Source organism: Actinoplanes sp. NPDC049598, assembly GCF_040675435.1.
Lineage (GTDB): Bacteria > Actinomycetota > Actinomycetes > Mycobacteriales > Micromonosporaceae > Actinoplanes.
Genome location: NZ_JBFAOX010000054.1, coordinates 1 through 18317, shown reverse-complemented (window position 1 = coordinate 18317; position 18317 = coordinate 1). Strand labels below are relative to the sequence as shown.

General features: G+C 70.9%; 23 protein-coding genes. 15 read left to right on the top strand and 8 right to left on the bottom strand.

The annotated features are described in order from the left end of the window. Positions 1 to 238 precede the first annotated feature (238 nt). The 4 genes from AB0J66_RS49360 (at position 239) to AB0J66_RS49345 (ending at position 4578) form a co-directional block, all read left to right on the top strand. Complete coding sequence (locus tag AB0J66_RS49360) at positions 239 to 1123, top strand: class I SAM-dependent methyltransferase (protein ID WP_364676401.1); 885 nt, start codon at positions 239 to 241, stop codon at positions 1121 to 1123. Between the two features lie 239 nt (positions 1124 to 1362). Continuing rightward, a complete protein-coding gene (locus AB0J66_RS49355; RefSeq protein WP_364676399.1) occupies positions 1363 to 2745 on the top strand; it encodes an extracellular solute-binding protein in 1383 nt (460 codons plus the stop codon). Position 2746: 1 nt separating this feature from the next. Next, positions 2747 to 3661 (top strand): sugar ABC transporter permease, encoded by a 915-nt coding sequence (locus AB0J66_RS49350; RefSeq protein WP_364676397.1) that lies wholly within the window; start codon positions 2747 to 2749, stop codon positions 3659 to 3661. Beyond that, the gene (locus AB0J66_RS49345) at positions 3661 to 4578 is read left to right on the top strand and encodes a carbohydrate ABC transporter permease (RefSeq protein WP_364676395.1); all 918 of its coding nucleotides are present in this window, start codon (positions 3661 to 3663) and stop codon (positions 4576 to 4578) included. Before AB0J66_RS49350 ends, AB0J66_RS49345 begins: the two co-directional genes overlap by 1 nt. Here the strand turns inward: AB0J66_RS49345 and AB0J66_RS49340 are convergent. Together AB0J66_RS49340 and AB0J66_RS49335 are read right to left on the bottom strand one after the other, a co-directional pair. Next, a complete protein-coding gene (locus AB0J66_RS49340) occupies positions 4541 to 5779 on the bottom strand; it encodes an MFS transporter (RefSeq protein ID WP_364676394.1) in 1239 nt (412 codons plus the stop codon). The genes AB0J66_RS49345 and AB0J66_RS49340 overlap by 38 nt on opposite strands. Before the next feature lie 28 nt (positions 5780 to 5807). Then, the gene (locus tag AB0J66_RS49335; protein WP_364676392.1) at positions 5808 to 7085 is read right to left on the bottom strand and encodes an MFS transporter; all 1278 of its coding nucleotides are present in this window, start codon (positions 7083 to 7085) and stop codon (positions 5808 to 5810) included. Positions 7086 to 7140: 55 nt separating this feature from the next. Between AB0J66_RS49335 and AB0J66_RS49330 the strand changes: the two genes are divergently transcribed. Both AB0J66_RS49330 and AB0J66_RS49325 read left to right on the top strand, forming a co-directional pair. Beyond that, positions 7141 to 7683 carry a CGNR zinc finger domain-containing protein gene (locus AB0J66_RS49330; protein ID WP_364676390.1) on the top strand — a complete coding sequence of 181 codons (543 nt, stop codon included), beginning with the start codon at positions 7141 to 7143 and terminating at the stop codon, positions 7681 to 7683. A gap of 196 nt (positions 7684 to 7879) precedes the next feature. After that, complete coding sequence (locus AB0J66_RS49325; RefSeq protein WP_364676387.1) at positions 7880 to 9574, top strand: hypothetical protein; 1695 nt, start codon at positions 7880 to 7882, stop codon at positions 9572 to 9574. A 24-nt stretch (positions 9575 to 9598) separates the two neighbouring features. Here AB0J66_RS49325 and AB0J66_RS49320 read toward each other — a convergent pair whose 3' ends face one another. The 3 genes from AB0J66_RS49320 to AB0J66_RS49310 all read right to left on the bottom strand — a co-directional run bounded on the left by AB0J66_RS49320 (position 9599) and on the right by AB0J66_RS49310 (position 10675). Further along, positions 9599 to 9967: a VOC family protein gene (locus AB0J66_RS49320; RefSeq protein ID WP_364676385.1), complete on the bottom strand. Its 369-nt coding sequence runs from the start codon at positions 9965 to 9967 to the stop codon at positions 9599 to 9601. 82 nt (positions 9968 to 10049) lie between these two features. Further along, positions 10050 to 10307 (bottom strand): hypothetical protein, encoded by a 258-nt coding sequence (locus tag AB0J66_RS49315; protein ID WP_364676383.1) that lies wholly within the window; start codon positions 10305 to 10307, stop codon positions 10050 to 10052. Beyond that, positions 10304 to 10675: an SPW repeat protein gene (locus tag AB0J66_RS49310; RefSeq protein WP_364676380.1), complete on the bottom strand. Its 372-nt coding sequence runs from the start codon at positions 10673 to 10675 to the stop codon at positions 10304 to 10306. Before AB0J66_RS49310 ends, AB0J66_RS49315 begins: the two co-directional genes overlap by 4 nt. Positions 10676 to 10783: 108 nt before the next feature. On the opposite strand from AB0J66_RS49310, the gene AB0J66_RS49305 reads away from it, so the two are divergent. From AB0J66_RS49305 to AB0J66_RS49295, 3 genes are read left to right on the top strand one after another with little or no spacing between them, the layout of a single operon-like run. Beyond that, positions 10784 to 11458: a response regulator transcription factor gene (locus AB0J66_RS49305; protein ID WP_364676377.1), complete on the top strand. Its 675-nt coding sequence runs from the start codon at positions 10784 to 10786 to the stop codon at positions 11456 to 11458. Further along, positions 11455 to 12777, top strand: a complete 1323-nt coding sequence (locus AB0J66_RS49300) for a HAMP domain-containing sensor histidine kinase (RefSeq protein WP_364676374.1) — start codon at positions 11455 to 11457, stop codon at positions 12775 to 12777. Before AB0J66_RS49305 ends, AB0J66_RS49300 begins: the two co-directional genes overlap by 4 nt. Continuing rightward, positions 12774 to 13325, top strand: coding sequence for a GerMN domain-containing protein (locus tag AB0J66_RS49295; protein WP_364676371.1), 552 nt, complete (start codon positions 12774 to 12776; stop codon positions 13323 to 13325). The genes AB0J66_RS49300 and AB0J66_RS49295 overlap by 4 nt, the downstream gene beginning before the upstream one ends. On the opposite strand, the gene AB0J66_RS49290 is transcribed toward AB0J66_RS49295, so the two are convergent. The 3 genes from AB0J66_RS49290 to AB0J66_RS49280 form a co-directional block, all read right to left on the bottom strand. Beyond that, on the bottom strand, positions 13322 to 14191 hold the full coding sequence (locus tag AB0J66_RS49290; RefSeq protein ID WP_364676368.1) for an alpha/beta fold hydrolase: 870 nt from the start codon (positions 14189 to 14191) through the stop codon (positions 13322 to 13324). The two genes, AB0J66_RS49295 and AB0J66_RS49290, sit on opposite strands and share 4 nt — an antisense overlap. Positions 14192 to 14262: 71 nt before the next feature. Next, a complete protein-coding gene (locus tag AB0J66_RS49285) occupies positions 14263 to 14622 on the bottom strand; it encodes a hypothetical protein (protein WP_364676366.1) in 360 nt (119 codons plus the stop codon). A 55-nt stretch (positions 14623 to 14677) separates the two neighbouring features. Next, positions 14678 to 15454: an alpha/beta hydrolase-fold protein gene (locus AB0J66_RS49280; RefSeq protein ID WP_364676364.1), complete on the bottom strand. Its 777-nt coding sequence runs from the start codon at positions 15452 to 15454 to the stop codon at positions 14678 to 14680. Between the two features lie 99 nt (positions 15455 to 15553). On the opposite strand from AB0J66_RS49280, the gene AB0J66_RS49275 reads away from it, so the two are divergent. The 6 genes from AB0J66_RS49275 to AB0J66_RS49250 form a co-directional block, all read left to right on the top strand. Further along, positions 15554 to 16282 (top strand): alpha/beta hydrolase, encoded by a 729-nt coding sequence (locus AB0J66_RS49275; protein WP_364676361.1) that lies wholly within the window; start codon positions 15554 to 15556, stop codon positions 16280 to 16282. A 144-nt stretch (positions 16283 to 16426) separates the two neighbouring features. Beyond that, positions 16427 to 16648, top strand: a complete 222-nt coding sequence (locus tag AB0J66_RS49270) for a hypothetical protein (RefSeq protein ID WP_364676359.1) — start codon at positions 16427 to 16429, stop codon at positions 16646 to 16648. A 32-nt stretch (positions 16649 to 16680) separates the two neighbouring features. After that, positions 16681 to 17010, top strand: a complete 330-nt coding sequence (locus tag AB0J66_RS49265; RefSeq protein ID WP_364676356.1) for a metalloregulator ArsR/SmtB family transcription factor — start codon at positions 16681 to 16683, stop codon at positions 17008 to 17010. Then, positions 17007 to 17507 (top strand): SRPBCC family protein, encoded by a 501-nt coding sequence (locus AB0J66_RS49260; protein WP_364676354.1) that lies wholly within the window; start codon positions 17007 to 17009, stop codon positions 17505 to 17507. Before AB0J66_RS49265 ends, AB0J66_RS49260 begins: the two co-directional genes overlap by 4 nt. 59 nt (positions 17508 to 17566) lie before the next feature. Further along, on the top strand, positions 17567 to 18064 hold the full coding sequence (locus AB0J66_RS49255) for a SigE family RNA polymerase sigma factor (RefSeq protein ID WP_364676352.1): 498 nt from the start codon (positions 17567 to 17569) through the stop codon (positions 18062 to 18064). After that, positions 18061 to 18317: hypothetical protein (locus tag AB0J66_RS49250; RefSeq protein WP_364676349.1), on the top strand; the 257-nt coding region annotated here is incomplete at its 3' end. The genes AB0J66_RS49255 and AB0J66_RS49250, both read left to right, overlap by 4 nt.

Here is an 18317-nt window from a genome sequence, read left to right as displayed (position 1 = left end):
AATAGATCTCGCCGGAGGCGACCACCCGGCCCCGGGACGTCGCCTCCGGCGAAGCAAGCGGTCGTCTCGAGACCCCTCGCGCACGGAACTCGGCATGAGCGGGCGCAACCAGCGTCAGCCTCATCGCGGCGTTAGCGATCTGCCGCAACGGAATCTTGTCAGGGGCCACTCCACCGAGCACCCGGCAGCTGCCAGGAAATGGATGGAGCTGATCGAGGGTGGTCGCTAGGGTCGCGGGGTGGCTTATCAACACCCGCTTGGTTATCTGCTGGGGCTTGAGGGCGTGGCGCTGCTGCGCGCCTTCGCTGGGGACTATGACCGGGGGTTCACCGAGGCGCGGATCGGGGAGATTCGGCGGCTTCTGGACAGTCCGGCGCTCAAGGGGGACGGGGTCGACGCGGAGCGGGTCGGGACCGTGGACGGCTATCGGGTGTGGTCGGCGACCTATGACGAGCCGGGGAACGGGCTGTTTGCGGTCGAGGAGCCGATCGTGGCGGAGATTCTCGACCCGGTGCCGGTTGGTGTGGCGGTGGATGCGGCCTGTGGGACTGGGCGCTATGCCGGATATCTGGCCGGGCGTGGTCATCGGGTGATCGGGGTCGACAGTTCGCCGGAGATGCTGGCCAAGGCTCGGGTGCGGGTGCCGGGGGCCGATCTGCGGCGGGGTGAGCTGCATGAGCTTCCGGTGCCGGACGGTCACGCCGATATCGTGGTGTGTGCGCTGGCGCTGACCCATCTGGCGGATGTCGGGCCGGCCATCTCCGAGTTCGCGCGGGTGCTCAAACCTGGTGGTCATCTGGTGATCACGGATGTGCATCCGGAGCTGATCGCCCTGGGGTCGGTGCCGCGGGTTCGCTCGGCGGACGGCACGCCGGGGCTGCTGCCGGGGTACGGCCACCGGGCCAGTGACTACCTTCGGGTGGCTCTGCCGCTCGGGCTGCAGCCGCGGCGGTGCGAGGAGCCTCGCATGTCGGGTGATGCCACGGGGGACATGCCGGAGGAGTTCGCGACCGGGGCGTGGGACTTGTGGCCGTGGTCGCTGCACGGCATCGTCCCGGCCGCGGCCGGCGCGGCCTGGGCGGGCACGCCCAGCCAGATCATCTGGCACTTCCAGCTCGACTAGCGGGCACGCATCGACATCACGGAGGGCGCGAGCATGAGGACCGTGGTCGCCGGCAGGCCGACGTGAGCCGCTGTCCCGACCTGCGCGGATGGATCACGGAGCGGCACGGCCGGGCAGCGCGTTCTGCTGTGGTGGAAGGCGCGGTGCGTCACCGGCCCGGCACTCGCGTTTAGGCGAACGCCGGCAGGGGACCCTGGTCTAGCGTCCGACCTGGGACGGATCCCACAAGGGAGGCCACAATGGAGAAAAGGCGAACGGCCGTCATGGCCGCCTGGGTCGCCATCGCCCTCGGCTTGGTCACGGCCACCGCCGGCTGCGAGTCGGGCGGGGCCGACGAGGGTGGCGGCGGTGACTCGGTGGCCTTCGACTCCAACGTCTCCGGCGCCCTCAGCGCCTGGGCCTTCGACAACGCCGACGACGTGGGCCAGGCGCGCATCGACTACGCGGCCAAGCAGCTCTCCGGCGTCAGCATCAAGATGGACCAGACCGGCTTCGACGCCCAGAAGTTCACCACCCGCCTGGCCAGTGGCGACGTGCCCGACATCGTGCAGATGGACCGGGAGTACGTGCCCACGTACGCCGCCCAGGGGCTGATCCTGCCGCTCGAGAAGTGCTTCTCGGCCAACAACGTGGACCCCGAGCAACGGTGGTATCCGAACGTGGTCGGCGACGTCACGTACAAGGGCCAGGTCTGGGCGGTGCCGCAGTTCTACCAGCCGCCGGCCATCCTGCTGAACACCACGGTGATGGACGCGGCCGGCGTCAAGCCCGAGGACATCGACACCTCCCAGCCCGACGTGCTGCTGGGCGCCGTCCAGAAGATGTACAAGGCGAACGGGGGCGTGCCGACTGTGCTCGGCTTCAACCCGTCGGCCACCGGGCAGACGTACCTCTGGTTCATCTCCCAGGGCGGCAAGCTCGTCGGTGACAACGGCGCCCCGACCCTGGACGACCCGAGCAACGTCTACCCCCTCGAGACGCTCAAGAAGATCGTCGACGCGCAGGGCGGCTTCGCCAAGTACAAGAGCTTCACCGACTCCTTCGACACGTTCGGCGACAACAACCAGTTCGTCAAGAACCAGGTCGGCGCCGAGGTCGACGCCCAGTGGTACCCGAACGTGCTCTCCCCGTACAAGGACAAGATCAAGCTGGGCGCGGTGCCCTTCAAGGGCAAGGACGGCCAGCCGGTCACCGTCGCGTACGGCGGCTCCTTCGTCATCCCGGCCAAGGCCAAGAACCCGAGCGCCGCCTGCAAGTGGGCGCTGGCGCTGACCGAGGACGGCTCGTGGGACGCGGCCGCCACGGCCCGCGCGGCCACGATCGAGAAGGACAAGGCGATCAACACGGGGCTGTTCACCGGTTCCCCCGGCCCGGACAAGGCGATCCGCGACAAGTACGTCAAGCCGAGCGGCAACGCCGGGTTCGACCAGGTGATCAGCACCTACTACGACGTGGTGGCCACCGGCAAGAGCGCCGGCGCCTCGCCGGCCGGGCAGCAGCTCAAGCAGGAGCTGACCAACGCGATCACCTCGGCCCTGCTGGGCCAGAAGACGCCGCAGAAGGCCCTGGAAGACGCGCAGACGGCCACGATGTCGGCGTACCGGTCGATTGCCGGAAGCTGAGATGGAGCAACTCAAGGCCCGCAAGTACAACCGCCGGGAGGCGATCGCCGGCTACCTGTTCATCTCGCCCTGGATCCTCGGGTTCCTGATCTTCACGCTGGGCACGATGATCTACAGCCTGGCCATCTCGTTCAGCCACTTCAATCTGGCCACCAACAAGATGCGCCCGGGCGGGCTGGACAACTACCGGGCGCTGCTCGAGGACCCGCGCGTCGCCGGATCGCTGAAGAACACCCTGTTCTTCGCGGTCCTGGCGGTGCCGCTCGAAGTCGTCTTCGCGCTCTTTCTGGCCCTGCTGCTCAACCGGGTCCGCTGGGGTGCGGGCTTCTTCCGTACGGTCTACTACCTGCCGAAGATGACGCCCGCCGTGGCCACCGCGTCGATCTTCCTGCTGCTTCTCAACGGCAACACCGGCGCGATCAACACTGCATTGCGGGCGGTCGGCCTCGAGGGGCCGCAGTGGCTGGTCGACCCGTCCTGGGTACGGCCGTCCATCGTGCTCATGGCGCTGTGGGGCGTCAGCGGCACGATGGTCATCTTCCTGGCGGCGCTCAAGAACGTCCCCCGGGATTTGTACGAGGTGGCGTCGCTGGACGGCGCGAGCCCGGTCCGGCAGTTCTTCACGATCACCCTGCCGATGATCTCGGGGGCGGTCTTCTTCAACGTCATCATCCTGACCATCGCCGCGTTCCAGGTCTTCGACCAGGCGTACCTGCTGTTCTGGCGGGACCAGACCAACGTCGCCCCCGAGGCGTCGCTGTTCTACGCGGTCTACCTGTTCCAGCAGGCGTTCCGCCAGTTCAACTTCGGCTTCGCGGCCGCCATGGCCTGGCTGCTCTTCGTCATCCTGCTGATCCTGACCACGATCCAGGTCAAGATCGGCAACCGGTACGTCTACTACGAGGGGGACCGCTGATGGCGACCACCGCGCCTCCGGCGACCCTGGCCCGGGCTCAGGAGCCCGCCCCGGCCCCGGAGAAGTCGCCGCGCCGCCGCTGGTCGATCGGGCAGATCCTGCTGACGCTGCTTCTGGTCGGCTTCGCGGCGCTGTTCCTCTACCCGCTGGTGTGGCTGATCGCGGCCAGCCTCAAGCCGTCGGGCCAGGTCTTCGACAACTCGCTGATCCCGCACACGTGGCGCTTCGGCAACTACGTCGAGGTCTGGGACCAGCTGCCGCTGCTGCACTGGATCTTCAACAGTGTGGCCATCGCGTTCATCGCGGCCGCGCTCGTGTCGGTCTCCAGCTCGATCGTCGCCTTCGGCTTCGCCTACTTCCGCTTCCCCGGCCGCAACCTGCTCTTCGGCCTGGTGCTGGCGACCATGATGCTGCCGGCCTCGGTCACGATGATCCCGACCTACCTGATCTGGAAGCAGACCGGCCTGCTCGGCACGTGGGTGCCGCTGTTCGGGGCCAACCTGTTCGGCTCGGCCTTCTACATCTTCCTGCAGCGGCAGTTCTTCCTCGGGTTGCCGCGCGAGCTGTTCGAGGCGGCCCGCATCGACGGCTCCAGCTACTGGCAGCTGTTCTGGCGCATAGCGATGCCGCTGTCCATCCCGTCGTTCATCATCGTGTTCCTCTTCGAGTTCCAGGCCGCCTGGAACAACTTCCAGGGCGCGCTGATCTACCTCAACGCCGGCTCGGTCGAGGGCTTCACGGCGCCGCTCGGCGTGGCGTACGCGATGACGAAGTACAGCCCCACCGCCGGCGGCCAGGCCGACTACCAGTATGTGATGGTCGCGTCCCTGCTCGTCACGCTGCCCATGCTGCTGCTGTTCAGCTTCGGCCAGCGCTACTTCATCGAGGGGGTGGCGACCCAGGGCCGCAAGGGGTGACGTCCCGGGCCCGGCGCAGCGGCGAGAGGATGACGAAGACCGGCGCGACGGCCAGGCCCGCCGCGACGACCCATAGGGTCGCCCGGATGCCCAGCAGCGTGCCCAGCGTGCCCCCGATCAGCCCGCCGAGCGGCAGCGCGCCCATCACCAGGAACCGCATGGTGGCGTTGACCCGCCCGAGGATCTCCGGGGGCACGACGGCCTGGCGGTAGCTGAGCTGTGTGATGGCGTAGATCAGCTGCCCGCCCCCGCCGACGGTGATGCCGACGACGAAGAAGGCGACCCGCCAGCCCTCGCCGGTCAACGGGATGAGCAGGTTGAACGGGCTGGTGACGGCGACCGACAGCCAGATGATGCGGGCCGATCCGAGCCACCGCGCGAGCCGGGTGGCGACGGCGGCCGCTACGAGCGCGGCCGCCGAGCCGACCGAGAAGATCATCCCGGCCGCGGCGGCGCTGAGGCCGACCGTGCCGACCAGGAAGAGGACGTTCAGCGCGCTGGCCGCCACGAACAGCAGATTGGACAGTGCGCTGGTGGCCGCGATGGCCCGCAGCACCGGGTCGGCCAGCACGAACCGCACGCCCTCGCGGGCCGTTCCCCGCTTCGCGGAGGGGAGGGGCGCGGGCTCCGGGGTGCGCACGCGCCACAGGAGGTACGCGCTGACGACGAAGCTCACCGCGTCGGCCAGCAGGGCGTTGGCCGCGCCGGCGAGCTGAACCAGCCAGCCGCCGAGGCCCGGGCCGGCGATCTGCCCCGAGGCGCGGATCGCCTCCACCGTCGAGTTGCCCTGCACGAGATGGTGGCGGGGCACGATCGAGGGCAGGTAGGTCTGGTAGCCGATCTCGAAGACGACCCGCATCAGGCTCATCACCGCCGAGACCGCCAGCAGCAGCTCGAAGCTCAGCCCACCCAGCGCCGCCGCGACGGTCACCGCGGCCAGGGCCGACGCCCGCACGACGTCGGTGACGATCAGGACCGGCCGCCGGCGGCGCCGGTCCAGGAAGACCCCGGCCGGCAGTCCGATGAGGAGAAAGGCCCCGTTCTGCACGGCGACCAGCACGCCCAGCTGCCACGCGGTGGCGTCGAGCAGCACGATCGCGGTCAGCGGAAAGGCGATCGCGGTGACGTCGGTGCCGAGCTGCGTGACCATCTGCCCGGCGGTGACGAGCCGGAAGTCCCGGTTGCGCCACAGCGACGGCATCCCCGCCCGATTCCCCGGCCCGCCTTGATCAAACGCCGCCCGCCGCGGCGTCGTGGATCGTCCGGAGAGTGGGGACGGGCGAGCAGGCCACCCAGATCGTGGACATCGCGACGCCGATCGCGCCCGCCGCGATCGCCGCGAAAGCGCCCGCCTGTGTCGCTATCGCGCCGCCGAGAGCGGCCCCCGCCGGTATCGCACCCCAGGAGATCAGCCGGTAGGCGGCGTTCACCTGGCCGCGCAGGGCTTCCGGAGTGGCCGCCTGGCGCAGGCTCACGGCGTGCACGTTGGCAATACCGATACCGACGCCCATGACGACGAAGACTGAGCACAACAAGGCCAGAAGCCCGGAGCCGGCGTGGCCGGCCAGCAGGACACCCAGCGGGGCGCCGTTGCCGAGGACGAGGGTGACCAGCAGGACCCGGCCGTACCCGAACCGCGCGGTGAACCGGGACCCGAACCACGCGCCGGCGAACGAACCGAGCCCACCGGCCGTGAAAACGGCGCCGATGGCCCACGGGCTCAGATGCGCTTGCCGTACGGCGTACAGCAGCAGGCCCAGCATGAAGATCTCGTTGAAGAGGTTGAACGTGGTGGCCTCGCCGAGCAGCGGCCGCAGGAAGCGGTGGCGGACGGTGAAACTCAGGCCCCGCACCAGATCGCCTACGGCTGGGGGAGGACCGGCCGGCGGCCCGGCGGTAACGGGCAGGCGGATGCGGCTCAGGGACAGCGCCGACATGAGGTAGCCGGCGGCGTTGAGCAGCAGGGCGACCGGGGCGGACAGGGCCTGGACCAGCAGGGCGCCGACGCCCCGGCCGCCGATCTCGGCCGCGGACTGCGTCGCGGCCAGCTTCCCGTTGGCGTCGACGAGCTGGCCCTCGGAAACGATCTTCGGCAGGATCGCGAAGTCGGCGACCTGGAAGACGACCGTGAGCGTGGCGGCCGCGAAGACCACCACGTACAGAACCGGCATGCCCGCAGTGCCCGTCCACGCGGCCAGCGGAAGAAGCACGACCACCAGCGCGCGCCCCACGTCGGCACCGATCATCATCCGCAGCCGGCCCCGCTGAAATCGGTCCACCAGCAACCCGGCCGGCAGTGTGACCAGCAGGAACGGCAGAAACTGGGCGACCCGCAGAATGCTCGCCTCGGCCGCCGACGCCGACAGCGTCACCAGCGCGAACAGCGGCAGAGCGATCTCGGCCACCTCGCTGCCGAGCGTCGAGGCGGCCGACCCCCGCCACAGCCGGCGGAAGTTGCGGTTGGACCAGGCGGGCTCGCTCCGCGATAGCTCCGTAACCGGCTTCATGCTCAAGGAGGTTATGGCTAACCGGGCAAGCGGGCAACTCGGTTACGATGACGGCATGTCCACCGGCCTTTCGATGGCGGCGCCCGACCGGCTCGAACCGGTCCGCCGCTTCATCAACACCCTCGACATAGAGGCCGGCACCGACGCTCTGCCGACGTGGCTGACCACAGCCGGCCTACGGCGCGACGGCCCCGTCGGTGACCTCGAGCTCGACCGTGCCCGCGACCTCCGCGAGGCCTTACGGGCAGCGGCCACCGCCAACCACGACAAGGCCCCTGTGCCCGCCGCCGCCCTGGCCGTCCTGAACGACATCGCCCACCGCGCCGACATCGCGGTCACCTTCACCGAGGACCACGCTTGGCGCCCGACGGCCCGCGCCGACGGCATCGACGGCGCGCTGGGCGACCTGGTCCTCCGCGTGCTCGACGCGATGACCACCGGCAGCTGGCCCAGACTGAAGGTCTGCGCCCGCGACACCTGCCGGTGGGCCTTCTACGACACCTCCCGCGCCGCCACCGGCAAGTGGTGCGCCATGCGCCTGTGCGGCAACCGCGCCAAACAGGAGGCCTGGCGCGCCCGCACCCGCGCGGCGCTCTGATCGCGAGCCGGTCGAGCCGGCGATTCTTGATCAGGTCGGACGGGCCAATCCCTGTCGGTGCGGTCACGGCTTTGGCACGCTGAAGGCAACGTCTGGCATCGGAGGGGTTCGCATGGAGGGACTTTCTAGTCCTGACCAGCCTCATCGCCATGGCTCATTCCTTCATATCCCGGGTTTTACTCCGGAACTGGAGAGGGTGGAGGACCCGCCGTCGGGGCTGGAGCCGTTCGGTTTCTCCGGCACCGGCGTACCGCCCGATGTGGCACCGCTGGGGATCCCCGACCTGACGCCGTCGCCGACTTCGTCGATGTCTGCGTTGTCCGCGCAGGGCCGGGAGTGGGAAACGGCTTCAGCCCAGTCGGCGGACGAAGGCGGCATGGAGGGGGAGTTCGGCCCGGAATCCCAGCCGGCCGACTGGCCGGCGAGGGAACTCGACGAGCCTCGTATGTCGAGCTTCGACAGGCCTTCTCCACGCCCGCGACCGCCCGGAACGGTCCCGCCCGGCGGCGTGCGCCCGGAGGCTCCCCGGCCGGCTGATGTCCCGGTCCGAGGGCCGCGCCTGGCGCGTCCGGAGCCAACGGCCCTCAGCCCGGTATCCGACGACGTGCCGGACCGGCCTCGCCGCACGCGACTGCATATCGAGAGGCCTACCGCGGAATCGCGCGAGGAGCTTTCTGAGCAGCCCGCCGCCGAGAAGCCGCGTGAGCAGACTCGGGAGGGGCTGGGAGAGCAGCCTGCCGAGGCGACGGAAGGCTCGGAACGGCCCGCCGAATCGAAGGAAGTGCCGGAACGGCCCGCCGAAGCGACGGAAGTGTCGGAGCCGTCCGCCGACGTGGAGGCGGAGACGGTGGGGGACGTTCGTGAGGGGCCCTCAGCCGACCCGATCGGGTCGCTGCTGTCGCAGGTGCGGGAGCTCGACCGGTCCGCCCTCACCCTGCTGGCTCCGCTCGCCCAGCTGGGGAGCAGCGAATGGCAGCTCGTCGAGGCTCGGCTGGAACGGGTGGCCGACCTCATCGATCGGCTCGAGCGCCTCCCCCTGGTTCCCGAGGCGAACGAGCTGGCCGAAAGACTGACCCGGCTGGGGCGTACCGATGTGCGGGCGTGCCTGCGCGAGATCACTCAGGTCTGTCAGAGCCTCGGCGCGCCGGAACTGCGGTGGGAAACCGACACCGACGGCTGGATCGCTCTGCTGGACGTGGCGGTCCGGCGACTGGAGCAGCGCGGAAACCCTGAGGTCACGGTCCTGCGCGGGCCGGGTGGCGTCGCCGAGGGATCGGCGCCGCCGCGGGCGATCAAGGATCTGACCGTACGGGACAGCCGCGCCGTCACCTACGGCGTCGGCAACACCCTGCACGTCGTGCACCGTTGTGCCGTCGAGCGCCCGGTGATCGAGGTGGCGACGTTGCTCGACTACGACGAGGCCACCGACACCGACTCGTGGTTCCACAGCGCGGAGCCTGTGCGTGCCACCGGCGCCGAGGACATGCGGACGCGGATCACCCACTCGAGCGGTGTCTCGATCGGTCACGGGAACCATCAGCGCAGCGTGTTCACCCATCGGATCCCGACGTGCGCCGTCAATCTGGGGGTCGTCGTGTCGATGCCGGCGGTGCGGCAGGCCCTCCTCGACCACCGCCTGTCCGGCGGGACGCCCGAGACGATGGCCGCCCTGCTGAAGGCGGTCCGGCGGGCCGTCCACGGCGTCGACGTCAGCGCGCTCGTCCCGGACGGCATGGTCGCGCGCCTGGCGGCAGCGCAGGAGAAGGCGCCGAGCCTGCGCGGTCACGGCCCGACCCTGACCATCCGGCACGGCGCCGGCGTCGCCGTCGGGTGGGACACCCAAGTGATCTACGACGAGCAGTATCACGTCGGCAAACCCAAGGTTCAGTGACGGCTCCGGCCGCGTTGTGCGCTTTCAGTCCTTCGGGGCGACCCGGATGCGGTTCCCGTCGGGGTCGGCGGCGAGGAAGGTCAGGCCGAACCCCACGTCGTGCGGCTCGGTCAGGATCGTGACGCCCTTGGCCTGCCACTGCTTGAAGATCGCGGTGATCTCCTCGGGCTGTCCACCCTCGATGGCCAGGCAGACCTCGCTGGTGCGCGGGACCTCTGGCGACAGCTCCTCGAACTGGCCGGACCACAGAGCGAGGTCGGCGCCCGGCCCGAGGGCGAAGGTGATGTATCCCGGGGTCTCGAGCGTGGGGCTCAGGCCTAGGAGGTCGCCGTAGAAACGGGCTGCGGCGGGAGCGTCGTTCACATAGACGATCGACACGACGGAGGTGGTCATGGTGGGTCCTTCTCGCAGGCGGTGGGTGCGCGTCCAACAGCCTGGCCATGCTGCCCGGGTCCGGGCTCGACCTCAAGTCGCGTCAGGAGTTGCCGGGGTCGGGGTAGCGGTCGGCGGTGGCGGCGACCAGGACTATGCCGGTGGCGGCGAACAAGGTCTGCAGGAGCACCTCGGCGGTGGTGCCGAGGCCGGCCAGGCGGGCGAGGACGGTGGCCAGCATCGCTGCGCCGACGGCTACGGCCAGGGGGACCCAGAACGGGACGGCGCGGCGGAGCCGGCGGGCGGCGAGGCCGAGCAGGGTGCCGATGGCCAGGGCGGTGACCAGGCTGCTGACGGTCACGGCTGTGGGCGCTGCGACAGGGTGGCCAGGCCGACGCCGGAGAACATCATGACCAGGATGCCGACGACGATGCTGTTCCAGGCCACCGCCGGATGATGGCCGTAGCCCAGGACGAACGGCGCGGCCACCAGCCAGAGGCCCAGCGCCGCCGAGACGATGCTGAGCGGGGCCGTCCGGAGCGGGGCGAGTGCCCGGAGCGTGCCCAGGACCGCGATGGTCACGCCTGTCGCGACGTCGTTCCAGGCGGCGTACGCCTCCAGATCGGGCGCGAAGAGGGGGGTGAGGGCGATCCACACGCCGGCGAGCGCGAGGAACACCGTCGGTGTGCGGACAAGGTCGGCGGTGCGCTGGCGAGTTGTGCTCGTCATGACCCTACGGTGACCGCCCCGCTCGGCAGGCGTGTCGCGGAACCTTGACAGTTGTATGACATCGGGGCTCGGGGTGCCGGCCGGGATGCCAGCGGGCATCATTCGGTTATGACCTCCGTGCTGCTGATCGAGGACGACGACCGGATCCGGCTGTCGCTGACCCTGGCGCTGGAGGACGAGGGATATACCGCGCACGCCGCCGCCACGGCTGAGCAGGGGCTGGCCGAGCAGCGGCGGGTGGGGGCCGACACCGTCCTGGTCGATCTGATGCTGCCGGGGATGGACGGGTTCGAGTGCATCCGGGAGCTGCGCCGCGGGGACGACGTGCCGATCGTGGTGATCAGCGCGCGGGACGACACGCATGACATCGTGGCCGCGCTCGAGGCTGGGGCCGACGATTACCTGGTCAAGCCGGTCGCGGTCAAGGAGCTGGCGGCCCGGCTCCGGGCGCTGCGGCGGCGGGCCCGGGTGGCTACGGCGCCGCTGCGCACGCTCACCTTCGGTGATCTGGAGCTGCGGCCGGACGCGGGAGAGGTACGGCTGCACGGGGCTGAGGTCCCGGTGACGCGTACGGAATTCCGGCTGTTGTGCGAGCTCGCCGAGCACCCGGGGCAGGTGCTGTCGCGTCAGCAGCTGCTGCAGCGGGTCTGGGGGTACGACATCGGGGACGAGCGCCTGGTCGACGTGCACGTGGGCCGGGTCCGCCACAAGATCGAGGATGTCCCCGGCAAGCCCCGCCATCTGGTGACCGTGCGCGGGCTCGGTTACAAGTTGCAACCGTGAGGCGGGCGGGGCTGCGGACCCGGGTCAGCGCGGCCTTCGCGGTCGGGGCACTGGCCCTCTCGGCCTGCGTGACGATCGTGTCGTACGAGTTGACGCGCAGCACCCTGTTCCAGGAGCGGGAGCGCACCGCCGTGCGGACGGCCTACTTCGACGCGGCGGCCGTCGACAGCAGCCTCACCGCGGGCGACACCAATGTGGCGGACGTGCTCGGCGCCCTCGACGCCGGCGCCGACCGGTACGTGCTGGTGCAGCGGGCCGGGCGATGGTATTCGCGCAGCGCCGAGACCGGCGCCCAGGCGGCCGTGCCGCAGTCGTTGCGGGAGCTGGCGGCCCGCGGCGAGGCCGGCGCCCAGCGGATCCGCCGCGACCGGGAGCCGGCGCTGGCGATCGCCGTGCCGCTCGGCGGCGACACCGTGTTCTACGAGATCGTCAGCCAGCGTGAGCTCGAGCGCACCCTGCAGGTCCTGGCCCTGGTGCTGGCCGCGGTCGCGATCATGATGGCGGCGGGCGGGGCGGCCGTCGGCTGGTACGTCACCCGCAGCGCGCTGCGCCCGCTCGGCGCGGTGGCCGGCGCCGCCCGGGGCATCGCCGAGGGTGATCTCGGCACCCGCCTCGACCCGGCGACGGAACCCGACCTGGCCCCGCTGGCCGCGTCGTTCAACCACATGGCCGACGAGCTGGCCCGGCGGCTGCAACGGGACCGCCGGTTCGCGGCCGACGTCAGCCATGAGCTGCGCTCGCCCCTGCAGACCCTGGCCGCCGCGGTCAGCGTGGTCGACCGGCGCCGGGACGGTCTCGACGAACGGTCGGCGGCGGCGGTCGGCCTGATCGTGGACGAGGTCGCCCGGTTCCAGGAGCTGGTGGCCGACCTGCTGGAGCTGGCCCGCAGCGATCAGCCCGTGCAGCGGGAGCCGACCGATGTGGTCGCGCTGGCCGAACGGGTGGTCCGGGCGCACGGGGTGGCTCCGGAGATCGTCGTGGACGGGCCGCGGGAGTGGCTGGTCGACGCGCGGCGGGTGGAGCAGGCGCTCGGCAACCTGATCGAGAACGCGATCCGCTACGGGGGCGGGCCTGTCGCCGTACGGCTGGGGAAGGGCTTTCTCGAAGTGGACGACGCCGGGCCGGGGGTGCCGGAGGGGCTGCGGGCGACGATCTTCGACCGGTTCGTGCGGGGGCCGGCGGCGGGCGCCCGGGGCGCGGGGGACGGTACGGGGCTCGGGCTGGCCATCGTGGCCGAGCACGCGGCCGCGCACGGCGGATCGGCCACGGTCACCGAGCGGCCCGGCGGCGGGGCGCGCTTCCGCTTGGAGCTGCCGTGAGATCCGTACGGCCACCGGTGTTGACCTTGACCTTGGCCCTGCTGGCCGGATGTGGGGTGCCGGCGCAGGACTCGGCGCATCCGGTGGAGTTGCCGCGGGCGCCGCTGACCAGCGCGGATGCGGCTGCGGCGACACCGGCGGGGGAGGTGGCGAATGTGCTCTGTCTCGTGCGGGAGGGGCGGCTCGTGCAGTCGGTGCGGCGGGCGGCGGCCTATCCGAGCGTGCAGCAGCAGCTCGACGACCTCGTGGCCGGGCCGACGAGCCAGGAGAGCGCGAGCGGGCTGTCCACGGCGCTGGGCGGGCTCACCCTGACGGCCACGGTCGGGCCGGGCGCGCAGGTCACGGCGGAGGTCGGCGAGGGCGGGGCGCGCAAGGACGAGATCCTGGCGTACGGACAGATGGTGTGCACGCTGACCGCCCGGCCCGACGTCGCCTCGGTGGCGTTCACCCGTGACGGCCGCCGGCTGGAGGTCCCGCGCGCGGACGGGACGCTGACGGCCGATCCGCTGCGCTCGAGCGACTACGCGACGCTGGTGGTGCCGGCCTAGGCCGGCTGCGTCCGGCGGCCGGCCTGGTCGATGATCTCGTCGATCACCTGGGACCAGACGGCGGCCGGCGGGAACTCGTGGCCGACGCCCTCGAGCCAGACCAGCCGGGAGCCGGGGATCTCGGCCCGCAGGGCGCGGGCGTGGGCGGCGGTGAAGAACGGGTCGAGCGAGCCGTGCAGGATCAGGGTGGGCACGCTGATCTCGCCGAGGCGGCTCCGCACGGAAGGGCCACCCGCGCAGCAGTAGTGGTTGGTCTGGGTGGCGGCCATGTCCTGGGTGCGGTCGTAGATCCGCTCGGCGAGCCGGCGCAGGTGCGGGTCCTCGGCGGTGAACGGGCCGCCCAGGCTGCGGGCGGCGGCGACCATGCCGCGGACCGAGGAGCGCCGGTCGGACCAGTCGGTCGGCTCGCTTTCCGGCTCTTCGGAGCCGCCGCCGAGGGGCAGGTCGTCGCCGACCCCCGGCGTGGTCGACATCAGGGTCAGTGAGAGGACACGGTGCGGGCGCTCGACCGCGATGCGCTGGGCCAGCAGACCGCCCATGGACAGGCCGACCAGGTGGGCCCGGTGGACGCCGAGGCAGTCGAGCACGCCGAGCGCGTCGTGGGCCAGGTCCACATCGGAGTACGGCGGGGCGCCGGCCGGGAACGACGTCGAGCGCCCGGTGTCGCGATGGTCGTAGCGGATGACGAACCGGCCGCCCGCCGCAAGCCGGCGGCAGAACTCGTCCTCCCACCAGTCCATCGAACTGGCGGCGCCGGCAATGAGCAGCAGGGCGGGATCCCCCGGCTCGCCGAAGGTCTCCACGCAGAGCTCGATGCCGTCGACCGGCATCATCGTCTCGGTCACCACCCGCTCATTGTCGGGCATGCGACTTCACGGGCAGGTTAAATCTGCGGGAGATTTGGTGGCCGGACCCCCGAGAGCCCGGCCGCCCGGCTTCAGTGCTCCGCGACCGCGGCCGTGCGCGCCTGAGCCCGTACGGCCCGCAGGGAGACCGCGGTCAGGGCGATGGCGATCACGAAGAGTGAGAGGTGGAGGTAGGGGTTGGCGATCGGCACGAAGCCGATGATCGCGACCGGGATCTGCACGACGGCGATCAGGGCGGCCAGCCACCAGCGGTTGCCGCGGCTCCACAACAGCGCCGTCCAGATCGGCGCCGACACCACGACCAGCGTCAACGCGTCCAGGAGGGCGTGCAGGTAGGTGTTGTGCACCGCGTTGTGGGCGAAGGCCTGCGCGGGCGTGGCGATCCAGAGGCCGGCGAGGACGAGGGCGAGTACGGCGATGGCACGACGCATGGGGGTCCTCCAGCGTGTTGAGACCGTTGCTCTGTGTCATCACGGTACGGAGGGGTCATCGGCCCCGTAAAGCCCCGGCGACGAAGTCAAAACCTTCGGGAATGCACCGCGACCAATATCCGAAGTTGTGCCGGCCCTCACCCCTCTTGTTGATCGCGGGGCGTTCCGGCAGCTCAGCGGCGAGATCGTCGACGTTGTCGCGAAGATCGTCCTGCTCGCCGCACCACAGCCCGACCGGTGTGCCACGAAGATGACTGACTGACGTGAATACCTCGTCACCTTTTCGCACGGCCGGGGAGAAGGCGGCGACGGCCCGCGCGAAACCGGGATAGGCCTCGGCCAGGAGCAGAGAACCGTAGCCGCCCATCGACCAGCCCCACAGGGCGATCCGGGTCGCGTCGAAACCGCGCTGGGCGCACCAGCGCGGCAATTCCTCGTGGACCATTCGCTGCGGGTCGTCGCCCTTGTCCGGGCGCCACCACAGGCGGTCGCCGGTCGCGCCGGCCAGGACGAACGGGGGCGACCCCCGGCGTACCGCATCGGTCAGGAAACGGCCGAGACCGAGCCCGGGGAAATCGGCGGCGGTCTTGGACCCGCCGTGCAGGATCAGCAAGACCGGCAGGCCGCGGCCGTCGCCGTGACCGGCCGGCACGGCCGTGTAGAAATCGACCACGCGATTGCGGGCCTTCGAGTCGCGGCGTTCCAGGCGCTCGTCACCCACCGGGGCGTGCGGGATCACCGGCTCCGGGTCACCCGATCGGCTGCGGTATCCGGCCAATCCGGCCGCGGCGGCGACCGTCGCCGTAATGCCTACGAATGTTCGTCGTCTCATCGCCACCCACAACGGTGATCGCCCTGGTTGCGTCACGTCCATAGGCTTCGCGACGTGCGTTTTCCTCGCCCGCTCCGGAGGGCCGCGACGATTCTCGTGGTGGCCGTGATTCTCCTGGGCGGATTCGCGCCGGCCCGGGCGGCGACCTCGGCCGTGCTGACCCGGACGCTGCTGCTGTCGCGCGGCGCCGGCCGGCCGCTGCCGACCACGGTCTGGTATCCGTCGCCGCTGATCGGCCGGCACCCGATCGTGTTGTTCAGCCACGGGCTCGGTGGGATGCCGGGCGACTTCGCCCCGCTGATCGCCGAGTGGGCCGAGGCGGGGTACGTGGTGGCGGCGCCGGCCTATCCGCACACCCGGCGCGGGGTGCCGCTGGTCCGGGCGGACATCCGGTCGCAGCCGTCGGACGCTCGCTACGTGGCCGATCAGGTGGGCCGGCTGTCGTCCACGCCCGGGGACCCGTTCTTCGGCCATGTGGATCTGTCGCGGTGGGCGGCCGTCGGGTTCTCGGCGGGTGGGACCACGACGCTCGGGTTGTTCGGGCCGGGGCACGATCCGCGGCTGCGGGCCGGGGTCTCGGTGGCGGGGCGGGAGGCCCCGGCGGGGTACGGCGGCCGGTCGGCTCCGTTGCTCTTCGTGCACGGGTCACGGGATCGGGTCGTGCCGCCGGCGGCCGGTCGACGAGCCTTCCAGGCCGATCCGTGGCCGAAACGGTTCGTCACCGTGCGTGGAGCGGGTCACGGTGAGTATCTGAGTCCCGGTAACGCTTCGTATGGGCGGATCTCGGGCACGATTCTGGCCTTCCTCACTGCTCAGATGCCTTCATGAGGACTTTCCGGCGATCCTGGACGCCCGGCTGATCAACCCTGGCCGAACGGGCAGGGGAGTACTCACTGTAATGTTGCCTAGGCTGGGCCGGTGCATTTAACTCACGTCGCAGTGGCCGCAGTCGTAACGGTGAGTGTTGCCGCCGTGTCTTACTCAGCGTTGGACCGGGACGCCATCGAGCGGAACACGCAGGCGGTGGCCGACCAGGCCACGTGCCGGACGGTCGACTCGGCGATCGTGGCCTACGTCAGCCTGAACGGAGCAGAGCCGACCTCGATCGCTTCGCTGGCCCCGTTCGCGAAGGGCGACATCTCCGCGTACCGCATCGTCGAGGGTCAGGCGGCCGGTCCGGGCTGCATGCCTTGACGGTTATATAACCCACGTGGCATGTTGGCGTCGTGGACGCTTTGGCCGCGATCGCGGAGCCGACCCGGCGGCGGATCGTGGACGCGCTGCGGGGGCGAGAGTGCACGGTCACCGAGCTGGTGGACGTGCTCGGGATGAGCCAGCCGGCGGTCTCCAAGCATCTGCGGGTGTTGCGGGAGGCCGGGGTGGTGGCCGTGCGGGTCCGCGCTCAGCAGCGGATCTACCGGCTCGATCCGGCGCCCTTCCGCGAGCTGGACGAGTGGCTGACGCCGTACCGCCGCCTCTGGACCGAGCATCTCGCGGCGCTCGAGCGTCATCTGGACTTGCTCGAGCGTCATCTGGACTTCGAGGAGGACCGGTGAGCGACGAATTCGTGACCGCGGCCCGTGACGCTTCGCTCGACGAGGGGTGGACCCTCGTGTTCGTGCGGGAGTTCCGGCAGGCGCCGGCGGTCGTCTGGGCCGCGCTGACGGAGCCGGGGCAGCTCGATCAGTGGGCGCCCTTCACGGCCGTACGGGACCTGGGGACGGCGGGACCGACGACGCTGACCATGGGCGACGAGCAGACCCCGGCCGTCGTCCTCCGGGCCGAGGCGCCGAGTCTGCTGGAGTATTCGTGGGGCGACGATCGGCTGCGGTGGGAGCTCTCGCCGCACGGCGCCGGCACCCAGCTGATCTTGCGGCATACTCTCTCCCGGCCCGGCATGGCGGCCATGGTGGCGGCCGGCTGGCACCTGTGCGCCGACGTGCTGGCCCGGCTGCTGGACGGGCGGCCGGTCGGGGTGATCCGCGGCTCGGCCGCGATGGATCACGGCTTCGAGGAGCTCCGCCAGGCGTACGCGAAATTGCTCGGGATCTGATGCAACGCTGAGCCGCCCTCGGTTGTCGTGAATGGTGACGGCAACCCGGAAGGACGGCGATGGCAGGTTTTGATGAATTCGTGCGCACCCGGTCGACCGGGCTGCTGCGGATCGCCTTCCTGCTGACCGGCGATCGACATACGGCCGAGGACCTCGTGCAGGACGTCCTCGAGCAGATGTACGTCAAGTGGCGGCGCATCGAGGGCATGCCCGAGGCGTACGCCCGTAGGGCGCTGGTGAACCGCTCGACCAACCGCTGGCGGCGCCGGGCCCGCCGGGCCGAGACGCCGCTGGAGGACGACCACACGCTGGTGGGCCCGGTCCTGCCTGATCACGGCGACGACGTGGTGATCCGTACGGCCGTGGTCGGCGCCCTGCGCGAGCTGCCGGCCCGGCAGCGGGCCGCCGTCGTGCTGCGCTATCTCGAAGATCTGCCGGTCACCGAGGTGGCGGCGGCGCTCGGCTGCACCGCGGGCACGGTCCGCAGCAACACCGCCCGTGGTCTCGACCGGCTCCGCCGCGTCCTCGACGTCCTTCCCGAAGGGGTGGAGCGATGACTGACACCGACATCCGCCAGGCGCTGACCCGCGCCACCGACCACCTCGAGAGCCCGCCCGACCTGCTCGACCGGGTCCGCGCCGGCGGGCGGCGGCGGGTGGTGCGGCGGCGCACCCTGATCGGCGGCGGGCTCGCCGTGGGCGCGGCCGGGGTCGCCGGTGACCATGGTCGTCAGCATGTCGGTGGCCGACGCCTTGGGGTCGAACTCGTACGTGTCGGGGAACAGGAATCCCTCGACCGACACATTGGCTT